Source organism: Varibaculum sp., from assembly GCF_008661855.1.
GTDB classification, from domain to species: Bacteria; Actinomycetota; Actinomycetes; order Actinomycetales; family Actinomycetaceae; genus Varibaculum; species Varibaculum timonense_A.
In genome coordinates this window covers 133,072-151,277 of the sequence record NZ_RPZY01000023.1, presented here as the reverse complement: position 1 = coordinate 151,277, position 18,206 = coordinate 133,072, and the positions used below count along the sequence as shown (strand labels likewise).

Genomic DNA, 18,206 nt, shown 5'->3' with positions numbered 1-18,206 from the left:
AGACGACAAGACAGTAGTCCTGCATTCCGATGTAGAGGACGGGCCGGTAGCAGTTGAGGTTAGCGCCCCGCGTGGCTTTGCTGCTGGCTCTAATATGGGTATTCGTCACGGTCTATTCGGGGTGCATGATGATGGTGACACTACCGGTTTTGGAGACATTGAACTACAACGGCAAATGCCCGCTGAAAGTCCCCGCCCCTATGGGTCATGGTTCGATGAGGTCGTAGAGATTTTAGAAGAGCTTATCGAACAATCTGAGCTAGAAATAGCGCAGGTAATCGAGCGGGTGGTAGTCGATAATGATGAACTGACTATTTTTATCTCCCGCGAGCACCTGCCGCAGGTCGCCAGATGGCTGCGCGACGATCAAGATCTGCGTTTTGAGCTGTGTCTTGGGGTGAACGGGGTGCACTATCCGCACGATAAAGGGCGAGAACTGCACGCCGTCTATATGCTTTATTCGGCAACCCACAACCGCCAACTACGTTTGGAAGTTACCTGTCCGGAATCTGACCCTCGGATTCCCTCGGTGGTAGCCACCTATCCCGGAAATGACTGGTGGGAACGGGAAACCTGGGATTTGATGGGGATTATCTTTACCGGTCATCCCGGGCTTAGTAGAACTGCTCTACCCGATGACTGGGTAGGTCATCCTCAGCGGAAGGATTATCCGCTAGGCGGTATTCCGGTGCAATTTAAGGGCGCTACAGTTCCGCCCGCCGATTCGCGGAGGTCATACAGTTAAATGAAATACGTATCTGATAGCGAAAACAGCCCGCTGCTAAGAGCAGCCGGATCCGCCCTCGATAATCTAATTACCAAGGACACCCCGCAATACGATTTGCAAGGTGGCGATTGGGAAGAGATGGCTTCCGAAGTCGAAAAGCTCGCCAACGAGCGCATCGTCATGAACCTGGGGCCCGTTCACCCCTCTACCCATGGGGTGCTGCGCCTAATTGTAGAGCTAGACGGGGAATATGTTCGTGACGTGCGGGTAGGTACCGGTTATTTGCATACCGGTATCGAAAAGAACATGGAATACCGTACCTGGACACAGGGCGTGACCTACTGTACCCGCATGGATTATGTGGCTCCGTTCTTCCAAGAAGCTGCCTACTGCCTGGCAGTCGAAAAAGTTTTGAAAAAAACCGCTGAGGTTCCAGAGCGGGCAAACCTAATTCGTATCCTGATGATGGAACTTAACCGGATAGCTTCCCATATTGTTGCTATCGCATCTGGTGGTAACGAGCTCGGCGCCACCACCATGATGACTATCGGGTTCCGAGGGCGCGAAGAAATCCTGCGGATTTTTGAACAAGTAACCGGTCTGCGTATGAATCACGCCTATATTCGTCCCGGTGGCGTCGCCCAGGATTTACCTCCCGGGTGCACTGAATATATTCGCGACCTATTACCAAAGACTCGGCGCGATATTAACGAACTACAGGATTTGACCTTACAAAACCCCATCTTCAAGGCGCGTTTTTGCGATGTAGCGGTTTTGCCTTTATCTGCACATATGGCAATGTCTATGACCGGTCCTTCCGTTAGGGCAGCCGGGTATCCCCTGGATATGCGGAAGATGCAACCCTACTGTGGATACGAAAACTTTGATTTCGATGTTCCGGTAGCCGACCAATCCGATGCCTACAACCGAACCGTGGTGCGCTTCGACGAGTGCTATGAGTCCTTGAAGATTATCTACCAGGTACTAGATCGCCTTGATGAAACCGAGGGCGACCCGGTAATGATTTCCGATCCACAAATTAAGTGGCCGGCTCAGCTAAGCGTAGGTATTGACGGCCAAGGTAACTCTCCTGAACATATCAAAGAGATTATGGGCAGCTCCATGGAGTCATTAATTCAGCACTTTAAGCTGGTAACCGAAGGGTTTAGAGCGCCAGTCGGTCAGGCAACCCAATTAGTAGAACACGCGAAAGGCGTGATGGGGGTACACGTGGTCTCTGACGGAGGCACTCGTCCCTATCGAGCACATTTCCGTGACCCCAGCTTCGCTAACCTGCAATCCTTATCCCTAATGGCTCAAGGTGGCACGATTTCTGATTTGATTGTGGCGCTAGCCAGTGTGGATCCCGTACTGGGAGGTGTAGATCGCTAATGAGTTATTACAACCCTGAAATTGAGCAAAAATTCCGCGCCGAAGCTGCGGAAATCATTGCCCGCTATCCCAAGGGACATGAGCGTAGCGCGATGATTCCGCTGCTACACCTGGTGCAAAGCATAGACGGGTATGTAACTGCCAACGGTATCGGATTAATTGCCGATATTTTGAACTGCCAGCGGGCAGAAGTCAGCGCGGTTGCGACTTTCTACACCCAATTCAAACGCCATCCCAACGGTGAATACACCGTAGGGGTGTGCACTAACGCCCTCTGCGCCGTCCTCGGCGGAGACACTATTATGCAGACCCTAGAAAAAGAGCTAGAGGTCGGAAATGATGAAACCACCCCGGACGGTAAAATCACTTTAGAAGCTCTAGAATGTAATGCTGCCTGCGACTACGCTCCGGTAGTTATGGTTAATTGGGAGTTCTTCGATAATCAGACTCCCCAATCCGCCGTGCAATTGGTACGTGACATCAAAGCGGGCAAACCGGTTCGTCCTACGCGCGGATCCGAGACGGCTCCTACCTTTAAAGAAGCCAGTCGCATTTTGGCTGGATTCCCCAATACCCAGACCGCAAATCAGGGCGTGGCAGCCGGTCCCGCCAGTTTGTGGGGACTCAAAGTTGCGGAAGAAAACGGAATGGAAGCTCCCGATCCGGAACAGTTTGAAAAATCAGATGCAACCCAGATTCATGAAACCGAGTCAGGTAAGGCTGCAAATGCCGCCGGAACAGATGCGGTGGGCAAGAAACACTCCTCTGCTGAGCACAAGGAGACAGGCAAGTGAGCGAAAAGTTAAAGTCTGAAATCCGCCGGGTTCCGCTGACCCCCATCGTTACCAAACAGTACCGCGAGCCTGAAAGCTGGACGCTAGCGGCTTATAGGAAAACTGGTGGCTACCGCGGGTTAGAAAAAGCTAAACACCTGGAACCGGCGGAAATTGTGGAAGCAGTTAAGCAAGCCGGAGTTAGAGGGCGCGGCGGTGCCGGTTTCGGTACTGGTCTAAAGTGGTCATTCCTGCCTCCCGATGATGGCGGTCCGCGTTACCTGACCGTGAACTGCGATGAATCTGAGCCAGGCACTTGTAAAGATATCCCCATGATTTTGGCTAACCCCCATGCAGTAATCGAGGGGGTCGCCATCACCTGTTTTGCCATTGGCTGTAAGCACGCTTTTATTTATATCCGCGGCGAAGTAGTTCACGCCTATAACCGCCTATTAGTGGCAATTAAAGAAGCTGAAGATGCGGGGCTGTTGGGAGATTTGAAACTTATCGCCCATGCCGGTGCTGGTGCTTATATTTGCGGCGAAGAAACCGCGCTTTTGGATTCCCTAGAGGGCAAGCGGGGTCACCCGCGGCTAAAACCGCCATTTCCCGCGGTTAAAGGGCTCTATGCCCGTCCTACCGTTATCAATAACGCGGAAACCATGGCTCAGGTGGCTACCGTTTTTCAAAATTCGGTTGATTGGTATGCCTCAATGGGTAAAGATAAATCCCTGGGTTACGGTATGTTTAACCTGTCGGGACATGTTAAACACCCCGGTCTTTATGAGGCTCCTTTCGGCATAACCATGCGCGAGCTGCTGGAATACTCCGGCGGGATTCGTGAGGGGCACACCTTAAAGTTCTATACCCCCGGTGGCTCCTCAACTCCGCTTTTTACCGAAGCTGACCTAGATGTTCCCTTGACCTACGAGGACGTAGCTGCCGCCGGATCGATGCTGGCAACCCGCGCCCTGCAAGTGTTTGATGAAACTACTTCCGTAGTCAGGGTAATTAGCCGTTGGACAGACTTCTATCAGCATGAATCTTGTGGTAAATGCACCCCGTGCCGTGAGGGTACCTATTGGATGAAGCAGATAATGCACCGCTTAGAGGCCGGCAAAGGACAAGAGGGGGACGTGGATTTACTCTACGATATCGCCGGTAATATCGCGGGACGTAGCTTCTGCGCCCTGGGAGATGCCGCGGCTACCCCGGTTCGGAGCGGCATCGAGAAATTCCGTAAAGAATTCGAAGCTGGCTATACCACTCCCTGGTGGGAGGCATTTCCGCCCGCCGCCTCGGAGGTTTTTAACGAAGGAGGCCTCCTGTGAGTGAACAAGTCAAAATTAATATTGACGGTCAGGATATCGAGGTCGCCAAGGGGACACTCCTAATTCGAGCAGCCGAAAAACTGGGAATCCATATTCCCCGTTTTTGTGACCACCCACTGCTAGATCCAGCCGGAGCTTGCCGGCAATGCCTAGTAGAGGTAGCAATGCCGGGGCGTGACGGGGTGGTTCGTCCTATGCCCAAACCCCAGCCAGCCTGCACCATGACCGCGATGGCGGGCATGGAAATCAAAACTGCTGCCACTTCGGAGGTAGCGGAGAAAGCCCAGCATGGGATTACCGAGTTCCTGTTGATTAACCATCCCCTAGATTGTCCGATTTGCGATAAAGGCGGGGAATGTCCGCTACAGAATCAAGCGATGTCGCACGGTACGTTGCGCAGCCGGTTTATAGATGAAAAGCGGCTGTGGCCCAAACCGGTGGAACTAACCGGTCAGATTCTAATCGACCGGGAACGCTGCGTGCTCTGTCAGCGTTGTGTACGATTCGCTAACCAGATTGCTGGTGACTCTTTTATCGCTTTGCAAGGACGTGGCGGCGGTTCTTCTCCGTGTGACGACCACGATTTCATGGGTGAAAATGTTGGCGCCTTTGACCAGGAAACCCTGGGAATCTCCGATTCTGACGGTTCAAAACCGCAGCTGCGCCTCGACCCGGAAACACAGGCGTTGTCGGATTCGCATGGAAAACCGGCTCCGCTTTCCTCTCTAGCTGCTCGGGGGGCAGGGGCAGATGAGCAAGATCAGTCAGGTAGACTTTTCAGTTCCTATTTCTCAGGCAACATTATTCAGATTTGCCCGGTAGGGGCATTAACCTCGAAACGTTACCGTTTCCGGGCACGTCCTTTTGATTTGATTTCTACGCCAGGAGTAACCGAACAGGACGCTTCCGGTTCTGCGCTGCGTACCGACATTCGTCGTGGGGTGATTACCCGCAGGATGGCGCAAAAGGATTTGCAGGTAAACGAGGAATGGATTACCGATAAAGATCGTTTCGGATACGAGTGGCAGTTCCAACCGTCTCGGATTAAAACTCCACTGGTACGTGAAGATGGCAAGTTAGTTCCAACTTCCTGGTTTGATGCTTTTGAACGTGCAGCCCAGGGATTATCCGCAGCTGGCAAGGGCAAAGTTGGTTTCTTACCGGGAGGACGGCTAACTTTCGAGGACGCCTACGCCTGGTCAAAGTTTGCCCGGGTAGTGTGCGGGACTAACGATATAGATCAGCGTACCCGCACAGCTGGCAGAGAAGAAGAATCTTTCTTGGGTGCCTATTTTGCGGGCGCTGGAATGCCGGTTACCTATGATGACCTGGAAAAAGCTGGTCAAGTGCTCCTGGTTGGTTTTGAGCCCGAGGACGAATGCGGTGCGGTATTTCTCCGGCTGCGTAAAGGGGTCAGAAAAGGCAGCGTAAAAGTGGCTACTGTAGCACCTTTTGCTTCGCCCTCTTCGGTAAAAACCGCAGCTACAGTGCTATTTGCAGCTCCTGGAACCGAACCGGAAGTAGTTGCTAATGTAAAAGCCGATGCCGAGGGTGATTTCGGTACGGTATTTGCGGGTCTTAAGGACGAGGGCGCAGTAATCGTTGTCGGTGAACGTGCCGGCATAGTGCCTGGTCTGCTCAGTGCGGTTAATGATTTAGCTGCTCGGAGCGGAGCACGTCTGGCGTGGATTCCGCGCCGCAGCGGAGAGCGTGGCGGGGTGGAAGCTGGTCTATTACCTGGTTTACTTCCCTTTGGGCGGAACGGACATGACAGTGCAGCTCGCAATGATTTGGCTGCGGTCTGGGGCGAGCAGCTACCAGCTGAGCCGGGACGCGACACCCAACAAATCCTGCAGGCCGCTGCTAGTGGAGAACTGTCCGCGCTGGTGTTGGGGGGATTGGATTTACGTGACCTGCCAGACCAGGATTTAGCGGACAAAGCTCTAAAGCAATGCCCCTTTGTGGTTTCTTTGGAAATCAATTTAACTCCCGCAGCTGAAGCAGCAGATGTAGTGTTTCCGGTAGCTCCGGTTTCGGAAAAACCTGGCACTTTCATTAACTGGGAAGGACGGCTGCGGCCTTTCGGGCAAGCCCTGGTTTCTCAAGATATGCCCGATTGGCAAGTGCTAAACAAACTGGCACAGGTAATGGGAATCGAGCTGGGGATAGACTCTCTGAAGTCAATTTACGCCGAAGCTAACGAATTGCTTGATTGGAATGGTTCTCGGGTGTCATTCGAGCCAATTACGCCCGCTGACTTACTTGCTCCTCAAGCTAATGAAGTTGTTATTACCTGCCATAAGCCCCTAATTGACGAGGGTCTTTTGCAGAGCGGGGCAGCAGATATGCAAGCAGCTGGGCGCGCTTCGTTTGCGCGTATCAGTCCGGAAACAGCGAAAGAGTTTGGTATCAGTGCCGGTGGGGCGGTAAATCTGAAAACAGCCCAGGGGAGTATCCAGCTTCCGGTGGTGCTAACCGATATGCCACAGCGCGTGGTGTGGGTGCCAGAATGTTCTGCTCACTGTCACGTACATGAGTCTTTGGGCGTTAGCAGTGGCGCCCTCGTCGAATTGGAGCCCGTTGCGGAGGTACAGCAGTGAATACAGCAATTCTGCTAAGCGCAAATAGTACTGGCGCCGCTGATTTCAGTAATGACACTTGGTGGATAACGCTTATCAAGGCGGTATTTATCGTGTTCTGGTTGATTATCAGCGTAATTATGGCGCTATGGGTGGAAAGGCGTGGTCTAGGTCGTATTCAGACCAGACCAGGACCTAATGTTCACGGTCCGCTCGGTCTTTTCCAGGCATTGGCCGATGCCATTAAGCTTTTGACCAAAGAAGATATCTTCAAACGACAGGTTGATAAAGTTCTTTATCTAATGGCTCCAATCGTTACCGCTGCCTGTGCGTTCTGTGTCTACGCGGTGATTCCCTTCGGTCCGAGTCTGCATATCGGTAACTTCTCAACACCTTTGCAGCTAACCGACTCTGATGTAGCTGTGCTTTATATGTTAGCTGTCGCGGGTCTGGGAATTTACGGGATTATTCTTGCAGGTTGGGCCTCTAACGGACATTTGCCTTTATATGGTGCAACCCGGTCTGCTGCACAGGTAATCAGCTACGAGCTAGCGATGGGAATGTCTTTAGTATCCGTGTTCGTGGTATCCGGTTCGATGAAAACTTCGGAGATTGTGGCTGCTCAGTCGCCTATGTGGTGGTGTATTGCCCTGTTCCCCGCTTTCGTAATCTACATAATCTCGATGATGGGAGAGGTAAACCGTCTACCTTTCGACCTGCCCGAATGTGAAGGCGAAATCGTAGCGGGGCATATGACCGAGTATTCCTCAATGAAGTTCGCCTGGTTCTACCTGGCGGAATACATCAATATGTTTAACGTATCGGGGATTTGCGTGACGCTGTTCCTGGGTGGTTGGCGTTTCCCCGGTGGGGAAGCAATCTTGGGGGGCGCACTCAACAGCGGACTATGGCCTTTCCTATGGTTTGGAATCAAAGTATGGGCAGTCATGTGGTTCATGATTTGGGTGCGTGGTACCTTGCTGCGGGTTCGCTATGACCAGTTGATGATGCTGGGATGGAAGATTTTGCTGCCAGTATCAATTGCCTGGATGGTAGTGGTGGTAGTTATGCGAGTAGTCAGCCTCTACGGTATCGGCACTATTTCGCAAAGAATGATTGCCATCGCAGCAATCTTTATATTCGCCCTCGTTCTTATCTGGATAACAGGGATTAAGGCAGATAACAAAGCCCGAGAACAACAAGAGCTTAAAGAGTATGCCGCCAGTGCGCCCTTTGATGCTTTCGCTGGGGGCTATCCGGTGCCGCCAATGCCGGGGCAAACGTTACCTCCCAGTCCCCGTGCTTTAACAAATGTGGGCGCAGATGAAGATTACCTGGTTGCTAAAGGGGGAGAATCTGATGAGTAAACGTAATCCCACCAGGGACGATATGATTTTTGAGCCCGATCCTAAAGGTCCGGTTGGTGAATTCTTTGCACCGGTTGCCGGATTTGGGGTTACCTTCCGTTCGTTTTTCCGTCCCACGGTCACCGAGCAGTATCCCTACGAAGCTCCGCATATCCAACCCCGTTTCCATGGGCGTCACCAGCTGAATCGTTATCCCGATGGATTAGAAAAATGTATTGGCTGTGAACTGTGCGCCTGGGCCTGTCCTGCGGATGCCATCTATGTAGAGGCCGCTGCCAATACTCCCGAGGCGCAATATTCGCCCGGGGAACGCTATGGCAAGGTCTATCAAATTAACTATTTGCGCTGCATTTTCTGTGGGTTATGCATGGAGGCTTGTCCCACCAGGGCACTAACCATGAGTAATGAATTCGAGATGGCTGATTACCATCGCGAAAACATGATTTACGAAAAAGGCCAGATTCTCGCTCCCCTTGAGGAGGGAATGCTCGCAGCTCCTCATCCCATGGTGGAAGGAACCACCGATGGCGACTATTACCGAGGGAAGGTGACCGGCGTGACCCAGGCGCAACGTGACTGGGTTCGCGAGCACCGTCCAGAAGATCCGACTCTTACACAGTCGAGGGTTAAGGAGGTTCAGCAATGACATTGCTAGCCCAAGCCGCAGCTACAGATTTTAGTACGGGACAAACCGTATTCTTTTGGGTTGCAGCGGTAATCATGGTGGCGCTGGCGCTCGGCGTGCTGTTTTGCCGAACCGCAGTTCACTCTGCGGTATGTATGGTGGGGGTAATGCTCTGCCTGGCAATGATGTACGCCTCGCAGGGAGCCTACTTTATTGGGGTGGTGCAGGTAGTGGTCTATACCGGTGCGGTCATGACCCTAATCCTGTTCATCATTATGATGGTGGGGGTTGCCGCCTCTGATAACTACCTGCGTACTCGCCGTTTCTTGCGCTGGAGCGCAATTGGAGCTGGTGGTCTCGGGGCGCTAATCGTAGCGGTAATGCTCCTTAAGGCATACTTGCCAAAATACGGCGAAGTACCGCAGATGGCTACTGCCTCCGTCCAGGGCGCTACCGATTCCAACCCGGTTAAAATCGCGATGAGCCTGTTCACCGAGCATATTTACACTATGGAAATAATCGGCTGTCTGCTGATAATTGCGGTGGTAGCGGCAGTTTCGCTTACCCACGGGGATAGGCTTCACAAGATGCTTAAGCAACCGGAAACGGCGCAAGCACGAATGGATGACTACGATAAACTCGGCATTCATCCCGGTCAAGAGCCTGCGCCCGGTGTTTACCAGACCAGTAACGCTACTGATGTTCCCGCTATTTCCGGCGAGGACGAGCGTGCCATTATCAGCTCGGTATCCCCGGCTCTGAGGGCGCGTAATACCAACCGTTCCCTAGGGGAAGCAGCGCCGCACGTAGTTGAGAAGATTCGAGCCGACCTCGGTGGGAATCCGGGCGAAGGAGTGCACTCCATTGCCGCCTCGCAAGCAGTCACGAAATCCGGAGCCTGGGGCATGTCCGGACAGGAAGCCCCGAGCGGATTGAATGCTCCCCAGACGCGGGTGTTCACGGTCAGAATTGAGGGTAACAATCCTGGTAATCCTGCGGTTGAACCCGACTCAGATACCACCCAAGGGGAGGTCAGCAAATAATGTCTTTGACTTCATATCTCGTATTGGCAGCTATTTTGTTCTTTATTGGTGCGGTAATCGTCCTGGTACGCCATTCGGCGGTAATCGCGCTGATGGGGGTAGAGCTGATGCTGAATTCCTGCAATCTGATGCTGGTTACTTTCTCAAATATGCATCAAAACATCGAAGGGCAAGTGATGGCCTTCTTCGTCATGGTGGTAGCGGCAGCAGAAGTGGTTGTTGGCTTGGCTATTATCGTCTCTATTTTTAGGACGCGCCGTTCGACCTCGGTCGATGAAGTGCGTTTGATGGGACGCTAGGGGGTAAAAGGAATAATGAATTCGTTATTGCTAGCCACAACCGAAGAAATAGGCAAGGTAACAGCTACCGGGTTTGCGTCCTACGCCTGGCTGATGGTCGCGATTCCGTTGGTAGTTTCGGGGCTATTGCTGGTATGTGGACGTGCAACCGATAAATGGGGTCACTGGTTGGCAGTTGCCGCTTCTTGGTCTTCGTTCTTGATTGGTTTTGTTATCTTCTGTCAGATGATTGGCAGTGCCCCAGCTGAGCGCTCAATTCTGGCTCCTGTTTTTACCTGGTTCAAGGCAGGCAGTGGCAAAGACCAGATTGAGCTTGCCTGGAATCTTTTACTTGACCCACTTTCGATGACTTTCGTATTGCTGGTGACGTTTGTAGGTTCTCTAATCCATGTCTATTCCGTTGCTTATATGGAACACGACCCAAATCGGCGTCGTTTCTTCGCCTACCTGAACTTCTTCGTGGCATCGATGCTGACGCTGGTGCTTTCAGATTCTTATGTGGCTTTGTTCTTTGGTTGGGAAGGCGTCGGTCTCGCCTCTTACCTGCTAATTGGTTTCTGGAATCACGAAATAGCCAATGCGGTAGCCGCCAAGAAGGCTTTTGTAATGAACCGTATCGGTGACCTGGGATTGCTGCTCGCCATGATGTCTATGTACGCCAACTTCTCCTCTCTGAGGTTCGTGGACGTTCTGGGAGCTGGTCCCTCGGATAATCTGACCGCTGGCTGGGCTACCTCAATCGGTTTATTCTTGCTGCTGGCCGCGTGTGGTAAATCTGCACAGTTCCCGCTGCAAGCCTGGCTGGGAGACGCTATGGCCGGTCCCACTCCGGTTTCGGCTTTGATTCACGCTGCCACTATGGTTACCGCGGGTGTCTATCTGATTGTGCGTTCGGGTGACATTTTTATGGCTTCACCTACTGCGCAGTTATGTGTGGCAATCGTGGGGGCAATTACCTTACTGTTCGGAGCAATCGTGGGCTGCGCCAAAGACGATATGAAGAAGGTACTAGCCGCCTCCACCATGTCTCAGATTGGTTACATGATGCTCGGTGCAGGACTTGGTCCTATTGGCTGGACCTTGGCAATCTTCCACCTGTTTGTACACGGTTTCTTTAAAGCTCAATTGTTCCTAGGAGCCGGTTCGGTAATGCACGCCATGAACGAACAGGTTGATATGCGCCGCTTCGGAGCCCTGCGAGGGGTAATGAAGATTTCCTGGATTTGTTTCGGGATTGCCTGGTTAGCCATCCTGGGGATACCTCCATTCTCTGGTTTCTTCTCCAAAGAACCCATTATTGCCGCTGCTTTTAACGAAATAGCATTCGGGACTACTGGAGCCTGGATTTTCGGGCTAGTAGCGATGATTGGCGCCGGAATCACCTCGTTCTATATGTCACGGCTTTTCTTTATGATTTTCCATGGAGAAAAACGGTGGACGAGCGAACTTGACGGTGGCAGTGAGGTTCACCCGCATGAGCCATCTTGGCTAATGAACGGGCCGATTTTGGTATTGTCGGTATTCTCGCTGGGTATTGGGATGGTGCTGGGATTCACCGATAAATTCAACGATTGGTTAGAACCGGTTACTGGTACTCAGGCGGCGATGATGGCATCCCATCACCCGATTATCTCGCACAATCTGATTTCAATAGTCACTTTGCTGCTGGTACTTTGTGGTCTGGCATTAGCATTCATAATGTATGTTCGCCGTGAAGTTCCGAAAGTAGCACCAGCTTCTAACGTTTTGGTAGAAGCTGCTCGCGTTGATCTATACCAAGACACTATTAACGAGTCAGTGGCGATGTTACCCGCCCAACTCGTGACCACCGGTGTAGGCGCGGCTGACCGCGGCGTGATTGATGGACTAGTGCGCGCGATTGCCTGGTGTGCACAAGCATTTGGGCGCGCGGTAAGCCACGTACAAAACGGGTATATCCGCGCTTACGCAAGCTACATTCTGGGCGGCGTACTATTAGCCCTGATTCTAGTGGTCGCAAGTCAATTGGTTTAGGGGCAGGAGGAAAACATAAATGGGAATCACAATCCTGAACTCAACTTTCCCGGTACTAACGCTTTTGGTAGCGTTACCGGCGCTAGCGGCATTAACGCTGTGGCTGATTAAACCTACCCGGGTTGCATCTCGCCAGATTGGATTGTCAGTAGCTGCCTTGGTTTTGTTAGGTACTATCTACCTGGCTGTGAATTTTGACTACGGTAAAGCCTCCGTCTACCAGTTTGCGGAAACCCACAGTTGGATTCGCGCCCTCGGGGTCTCATGGGCTCTGGGGGTAAACGGTCTTGGACTAGCGATGCTGGTATTGTCAGCGTTGCTCACTTTGATTGTGTTGATTGCTTCGGCACGCGATTTAGAGGACGGAAAAGGTCGCTATGATGATGCCGGCTACGTGGGTTTAACTTTAGCCACTTTGGCATTTATGATGCTGATTTTCGCAGCACGTGACGTGTTCGTGTTCTACCTGGCGTTCGAAGCCATGCTTGTGCCCATGTACTTCCTGATTGGACGCTACGGTAATGGCGCAAAACGAAAAGCAGCCGCTATGAAGTTCCTGCTTTATTCCTTGGCCGGCGGACTTGTCATGCTTATCGGAATCGTGGGAGTCTATGTTTACTCTCCGCTGGCTGCTGCCTCTAATGAGCAGCACGCTAATTTGTTCCTGCTGGAAAAACTAGCAGGACAGTTACAAGCTAGTCCCGGCGTGGAAATGGCGTTAATGATTACTTTCTTTATCGCCTTTGCGGTAAAGGCGCCGATGGTGCCGGTACACACTTGGCTCGCCGACACCGCCCAGAACGCCCGTCCGGGAACCTCCGCCTTGTTGGTAGGAATCTTGGACAAGATAGGTACCTTCGGCATGATTACCTTGTGCCTAACTATCTTCCCAAATGCGTCTCGACGGGCTGCCTTAGTTTTCGTTATCTTGGCGGTAATTTCCGTAATCTGGGGTTCGCTGGCTGCTTTGGCGCAAAAAGATTTGATGCGTCTGATTTCTTTCACCTCAGTGGCGCACTTTGGACTAATGGTTATGGCTATTTATGTAGGTAATACGGTGGCGCTGGCAGGAGCCATGGTGTATATGGTTGCACATGGTCTATCAATCGCCGGTATGTTCCTGATTGGTGGATTCCTCACCGAACGTGGGCATAGCCAAGAAATCGCAGCCTATGGCGGTATGCAGCGAGTTACCCCGTTGATTGCCGGTACTTTCCTAATCTCGGGTTTGGCGGCAATCGCACTGCCTGGTTTGTCCGGTTTCGTTCCGGAACTAATGGTACTAATCGGTACTTTCAAGGTTTATCATTGGGCATCGGTTCTTTGCTTGGTGGGTGTAGTTGCAGGTGCTGTTTACGTCCTTTTGCCCTATCAAAAGATTTTCACAGGTAAAGCCCCTGCGCATCGCAAATCGATAAGTGACATGAATCAGCGGGAACGCTGGGGAGTTGCGGCACCACTAATAGTGCTGATGTTAATCATCGGTCTGCATCCGCAGCCACTGGTTAATCCCATGTCGCAAATAGCCAATCAGGTGGTTATTACCCAGGATGCGTCCTCGCAAGTAGAAGGGAGCGGACAGTGACTTTAACCAATGCTGCCGTGATTGAAAGTATTAGCGATCTCGGTTTTAACTGGGCATTAATGGCTCCGGTACTGGTCGTGCTCTCCGGGGCAGTTATCGGGATTCTTTTAGAGGCATTCGTACCGGCTAAACAGCGTTGGGGGGTGCAATGCGGCTGGTCAATCGCGGTAGTTGCGGTTGCGCTCTTGGCGTTTGCCCCTTCATTCGGAGCTTTCAATCTGCAAAGTGGTGTGCGTCTGGTGCGCGGGGAACTGATTGTAGATGGGTTCTCAATGTTCTCGCAGCTGTTGATGCTGATAGTGGGGCTGTTGGCGCTACTACCAATGATTGATCGCACCGGCAGCCGGGTTTCTGCTTTCGCGGGGCAACCGTCCGATATTCCGGGATCTTTCCAGGAAGAACAAACTGAAAGGCGCGGTTATCAACGCAGCGAAGTCTTGCCCCTGAGCCTGTTTTCTCTTGGTGGCATGATGCTATTTCCCATGGCAAACTCGATATTGACTCTGTTCGTAGCCTTAGAAATTATTTCGTTGCCGCTATACGCCATGACTGCTATGGCGCGTTACCGCCGCCTGCTCAGTCAAGAGGCTGCCCTGAAGTATTTTGTTCTAGGAGCTTTTGCCTCTGGATTCATGCTGATGGGAATGTCTTTGCTCTATGGATACTCCGGTTCTTTACTACTTGACCAGTTGGCGCTAGCGATTCCCTATCAGGTTGCTTCACCTGCCCTGCTGCTGACCGGCGCGGCTTTGATGATGGTAGGTTTGCTCTTCAAAATCGGGGCGGCTCCCTTCCATGCTTGGACGCCAGATGTTTATCAAGGCGCACCCACCCCGGTTACCGGTTTCATGGCTGCCGGGGTCAAAGCGGCAGCCTTCCTAGCGATGCTACGGTTCTTTTCGACCGTGGTGGTTCAGGTTGAGGGCAGCTTTAAGCCGTTCCTATGGACAGTCGCTATTTTGACCATGATGGTAGGGACATTCTTCGGTTTGGTGCAAGACAATATCAAGCGGATGTTGGCTTACTCCTCGATTGCCCATGCTGGTTTCATTTTGATTGCTTTCACCAAGGGGGCGTTAAATGCGAATGGCGCTGTCTTGTTCTATCTGCTTTCCTACGGGATTGCCACTATCGGAGCATTTGCGATTATTTACCTGGTTCGGGTAACTAATGAGGACGGCGTAGCTACCGCAGAGCAGCATTCGATGAAGGGATGGTCTGGTTTCGGTAAGACTCACCCGGTTTTGGCTGGCTGCATGATGCTGTTCTTACTGTCTTTTGCCGGTATTCCCTTGACTGCCGGTTTCATGGGGAAGTTCCTAGCTTTCAGCGCCGGTATACAAGGAGGCGCAGCCCCGCTGGTTATCTGCGCTGTGATTGCTTCGGCTATTACTGCTTTCTACTATTTCCGTCTAGGTAAAATCATGTTCCTAGATTCGGTGGCAGAGAATACTACCGTTGCTCCACACGCAGAAATCACCTACGTGGCGATTGGGATTTGTGCTTTCTTGACTGTGCTCTTGGGGCTTTTGCCAGGCTCGGTTCTAGATATTTTGCATAACACCGCTATTGTTATCCCGTGAGTAACTTTTCTCAGCAGCGTATCGACCAACTTGAAGATCAAATATCTGATGGTCTTAACCAAGTGGAGATTCGCCTAGATTCGGTACTGTCAGATAATCGCGGAGTCCTGGACGACATCGTAGGACACCTGGCTCGGGCTGGTGGCAAGCGGATGCGTCCTGCGCTGGTACTATTGTGCTCTTGCCTTGGTAAGCAGTCTTTTAGCGAGGAAGTACTGCGTGCTTGCGTGGTGGTTGAGCTTACCCACCTGGCAACTTTGTACCATGATGACGTGATGGACTCTGCTCCTACCAGACGCGGAGTGAACGCTGTGCAGCGCATCTGGGGTAATAACCGCGCAGTCTTGGCGGGGGATTTGGTTTTTGCTCGCGCCTCCCAGGTAGTTGCTAGTCTAGGGCCGGAAGCAGTGTTGCAGCACGCGGTAACTTTCGATCGGTTGTGTCGCGGTCAGCTGAATGAAACTTTTGGTCCTGACGATGACCAAAATCCGGTAGATTTCTATATTCAGGTTTTAGCTGACAAGACAGGTTCTTTAGTTGCCCAGTCTGCTCGTTTTGGGGCGGAGCTTGCTGGGGCATCCAACGAGGTGGTCGAAGCGGTCGTCCAGTTCGGGGAAAAGATTGGGGTTGCGTTCCAGCTGGCCGATGATGTTATCGACCTATCTTCTGACAGCGCAGATTCCGGGAAAACTCCGGGAACGGATTTGCGCGAGGGCGTAGATACTATGCCGATTTTGTTGCTGAGGCAGGATGCGGCGCGCGGGGTTCTCGATGAGGACGGGCAAAAGATTTTAGGGGAGCTCAGCCGAGGCGCTTTGGTTAGCGAGGACGCGGCGTTGGAACGAGTAGTGCAAATGTTGCGGGCACATTCGGTGTTGGAGCGCACGCGGCAATTGGCTTTTTCCTGGTGTGAGGACGCGAAAGCAGCGATTGCTTCTTTGGAGGATAAAGAAGTTAAGGCGGCGCTGGAAGAATTTGCTGATACTTTGGTGGATCGCATTTCCTAGCTGTATGGCTGTTGAAGTGGGTGACCTCTTAACCTGCGTTTGCCACCTGATTTTCTAGCTACTGGAAAATCTACTTGAAAGCTACTGGAAAGTTTCTTTTTCTAGTAGCTCACGATAATCTTCCTGGCTACCTGCGCAAATAGGCTACTGGAAAATCTACTAGAAAACTACTGGAAAATTTTCCAGTAAAATCTATTTGACAGGTTTATACTCTAGGTATGCCACCGAACAATATAGACGCTATTCTTGCTTCCAATATAAAGGAACGCACTAGACAGCTGTGTTTGCGGGACGAAGATCAGTGGTTTGAACGTAAAGCGATAGAAGTTTCCCCAAAAATGTTGGCTCGCACTCTCATTGCATTTGCCAATGCTGAGGGCGGTACGGCAATAGTGGGAGTTAAAGACCGGAATATTCAGGATTTAAATCGGTTCACAAAAAAGATTAACGAGCTGCGCCTGACTCCCAGTGCTCAGTTCTGCAGTCCGCCGATTGATTGTGAAGTAAAGGAAATAGCAACTACTAGCCAGGATGGTGCTTCTAGATTTGTTTTAGCTTTTTTAGTAACTCCTAGTGACCAGGTGCATCGCGGCACTGACGATAGTTGCTACCTCCGCCGTGGCGACCGTTCGTTGCGTCTGAGCTTGGATGAAATTCGCCGTCTACAGTATGACCGGGGAGCTAGGCAATTTGAAGCGGAAACTGTCCGCGACCTCACCTTCGCTGATTTACCTCAGAAAAATATCGTCCCTTTCCTAGAAGCTACTGGTGCTAGCCGCGGAAAAAAGCACCTGCTTCGTTCGCGTTCGCTTTGCGACAAAGACGGACGCATCAATAATGCAGCATATTTACTGTTCGCTGATTCTCCGCTTGCACTCCTACCGGGAGCCTATGTCCGGGTGTGTCGTTTTCAAGGAAATGAACGCTTGACTGGAGAAAGCCAAAATATAATTTTTGACAGGCGGACTGAACTGCCTATACCTCAGGCGATTGACCAGGCGGTGCAGTGGATTGAGGAGGTAATACCCCGACGTCGCGCCTTGGGGCAAGACGGTAAATTTGCTGACATACCGGTGATTCCTCAAGGAGCCTGGTTAGAAGGCTTAGTTAATGCGGTAATACATCGTGCCTATGACCTGATGGGGGATGGAATCAGGGTTGAGATATTTGATAATCGGATTGAAATTAGCAACCCGGGTAGCTTTCGAGATAGAAGGCTTGTCGCTAAAGCGCCCCTAGAAATAGCCAGATACGCAATAAATCCTAGGATTGCCCGCACCTGTTGTGACCTGGGGTATGCCCAGGAGCTGGGGGAGGGGATTAAGCGTATTTTTTCACAGATGAATGAGTCCGGATTATCTAATCCGGAATACCGGCAAGAACCTATGCACGTAGTCTTAACTTTGCGTTATCAGCCGCGACTTCCTGGGGAGAGGACGGGACTATCGCGCAGTGCAACAGCAGTATTATCGGCTTTGCAAGCCCTTGGAGGCTCCGGAGGGACCGGTGATATCGCGCAGTTTGCGTTGCTTACCAGACCAACAACGCGAGCAGCTTTAAAAGATTTGAAAGACCTGGGATTAGTCTCTTGGCAAGGTAAAAGTGTGCGCGACCCGCGGGCAACTTGGCGTTTGAAATAGACGAGGAAGCGCGGATTACCTAAATCTAAAAATGCGAACTTCCCTTGCCCGGGGCATCGTTCTAGCTACTGGAAAATCTACTTGAAAGCTACTGGAAAGTTTCTTTTTCTAGTAGCTCACGATAATCTTCCTGGCTACCTGCGTAAATATGCTACTGGAAAATCTACTTGAAAACTACTGGAAAATTTTCCAGTAAAACCAAAAATCAAGTTGCGGTGAAACTTTCGACCGGGATTAGGGGT

General features: G+C 51.6%; 14 protein-coding genes. All 14 read left to right on the top strand.

The features are described 5' to 3' along the window. Positions 1-94 precede the first annotated feature (94 nt). The 14 genes from QZT94_RS02675 to QZT94_RS02610 all read left to right on the top strand — a co-directional run bounded on the left by QZT94_RS02675 (position 95) and on the right by QZT94_RS02610 (position 17,964). On the top strand, positions 95-745 hold the full coding sequence (locus tag QZT94_RS02675; RefSeq protein WP_296760762.1) for an NADH-quinone oxidoreductase subunit C: 651 nt from the start codon (positions 95-97) through the stop codon (positions 743-745). Next, positions 746-2,119 carry an NADH-quinone oxidoreductase subunit D gene (locus QZT94_RS02670; RefSeq protein WP_270626123.1) on the top strand — a complete coding sequence of 458 codons (1,374 nt, stop codon included), beginning with the start codon at positions 746-748 and terminating at the stop codon, positions 2,117-2,119. Then, positions 2,119-2,913 carry an NADH-quinone oxidoreductase subunit NuoE gene (gene nuoE / locus QZT94_RS02665; protein WP_296760638.1) on the top strand — a complete coding sequence of 265 codons (795 nt, stop codon included), beginning with the start codon at positions 2,119-2,121 and terminating at the stop codon, positions 2,911-2,913. Before QZT94_RS02670 ends, nuoE begins: the two co-directional genes overlap by 1 nt. Continuing rightward, complete coding sequence (gene nuoF / locus QZT94_RS02660; RefSeq protein ID WP_296760639.1) at positions 2,910-4,223, top strand: NADH-quinone oxidoreductase subunit NuoF; 1,314 nt, start codon at positions 2,910-2,912, stop codon at positions 4,221-4,223. Before nuoE ends, nuoF begins: the two co-directional genes overlap by 4 nt. Further along, entirely contained in the window at positions 4,220-6,823 is a 2,604-nt protein-coding gene (locus QZT94_RS02655; RefSeq protein WP_270626126.1) for an NADH-quinone oxidoreductase subunit G, read from the top strand. Before nuoF ends, QZT94_RS02655 begins: the two co-directional genes overlap by 4 nt. Continuing rightward, positions 6,820-8,169, top strand: coding sequence for an NADH-quinone oxidoreductase subunit NuoH (gene nuoH, locus QZT94_RS02650; protein WP_072510570.1), 1,350 nt, complete (start codon positions 6,820-6,822; stop codon positions 8,167-8,169). The genes QZT94_RS02655 and nuoH overlap by 4 nt, the downstream gene beginning before the upstream one ends. Further along, positions 8,162-8,815, top strand: a complete 654-nt coding sequence (nuoI, locus tag QZT94_RS02645) for an NADH-quinone oxidoreductase subunit NuoI (RefSeq protein WP_270626127.1) — start codon at positions 8,162-8,164, stop codon at positions 8,813-8,815. Before nuoH ends, nuoI begins: the two co-directional genes overlap by 8 nt. Further along, entirely contained in the window at positions 8,812-9,837 is a 1,026-nt protein-coding gene (locus tag QZT94_RS02640; RefSeq protein WP_270626128.1) for an NADH-quinone oxidoreductase subunit J, read from the top strand. Before nuoI ends, QZT94_RS02640 begins: the two co-directional genes overlap by 4 nt. Then, positions 9,837-10,136, top strand: a complete 300-nt coding sequence (gene nuoK, locus QZT94_RS02635; protein WP_072510573.1) for an NADH-quinone oxidoreductase subunit NuoK — start codon at positions 9,837-9,839, stop codon at positions 10,134-10,136. The genes QZT94_RS02640 and nuoK overlap by 1 nt, the downstream gene beginning before the upstream one ends. A gap of 15 nt (positions 10,137-10,151) precedes the next feature. Continuing rightward, positions 10,152-12,149: an NADH-quinone oxidoreductase subunit L gene (nuoL, locus tag QZT94_RS02630; protein WP_296760643.1), complete on the top strand. Its 1,998-nt coding sequence runs from the start codon at positions 10,152-10,154 to the stop codon at positions 12,147-12,149. 19 nt (positions 12,150-12,168) lie between these two features. Next, the gene (locus tag QZT94_RS02625; RefSeq protein WP_270626130.1) at positions 12,169-13,734 is read left to right on the top strand and encodes an NADH-quinone oxidoreductase subunit M; all 1,566 of its coding nucleotides are present in this window, start codon (positions 12,169-12,171) and stop codon (positions 13,732-13,734) included. Beyond that, complete coding sequence (gene nuoN, locus QZT94_RS02620; RefSeq protein ID WP_296760645.1) at positions 13,731-15,317, top strand: NADH-quinone oxidoreductase subunit NuoN; 1,587 nt, start codon at positions 13,731-13,733, stop codon at positions 15,315-15,317. The genes QZT94_RS02625 and nuoN overlap by 4 nt, the downstream gene beginning before the upstream one ends. Further along, positions 15,314-16,324 carry a polyprenyl synthetase family protein gene (locus QZT94_RS02615; protein ID WP_270626132.1) on the top strand — a complete coding sequence of 337 codons (1,011 nt, stop codon included), beginning with the start codon at positions 15,314-15,316 and terminating at the stop codon, positions 16,322-16,324. Before nuoN ends, QZT94_RS02615 begins: the two co-directional genes overlap by 4 nt. 218 nt (positions 16,325-16,542) lie before the next feature. Beyond that, positions 16,543-17,964, top strand: a complete 1,422-nt coding sequence (locus QZT94_RS02610) for an ATP-binding protein (RefSeq protein ID WP_296760646.1) — start codon at positions 16,543-16,545, stop codon at positions 17,962-17,964. The last annotated feature ends 242 nt before the right edge of the window (positions 17,965-18,206 follow it).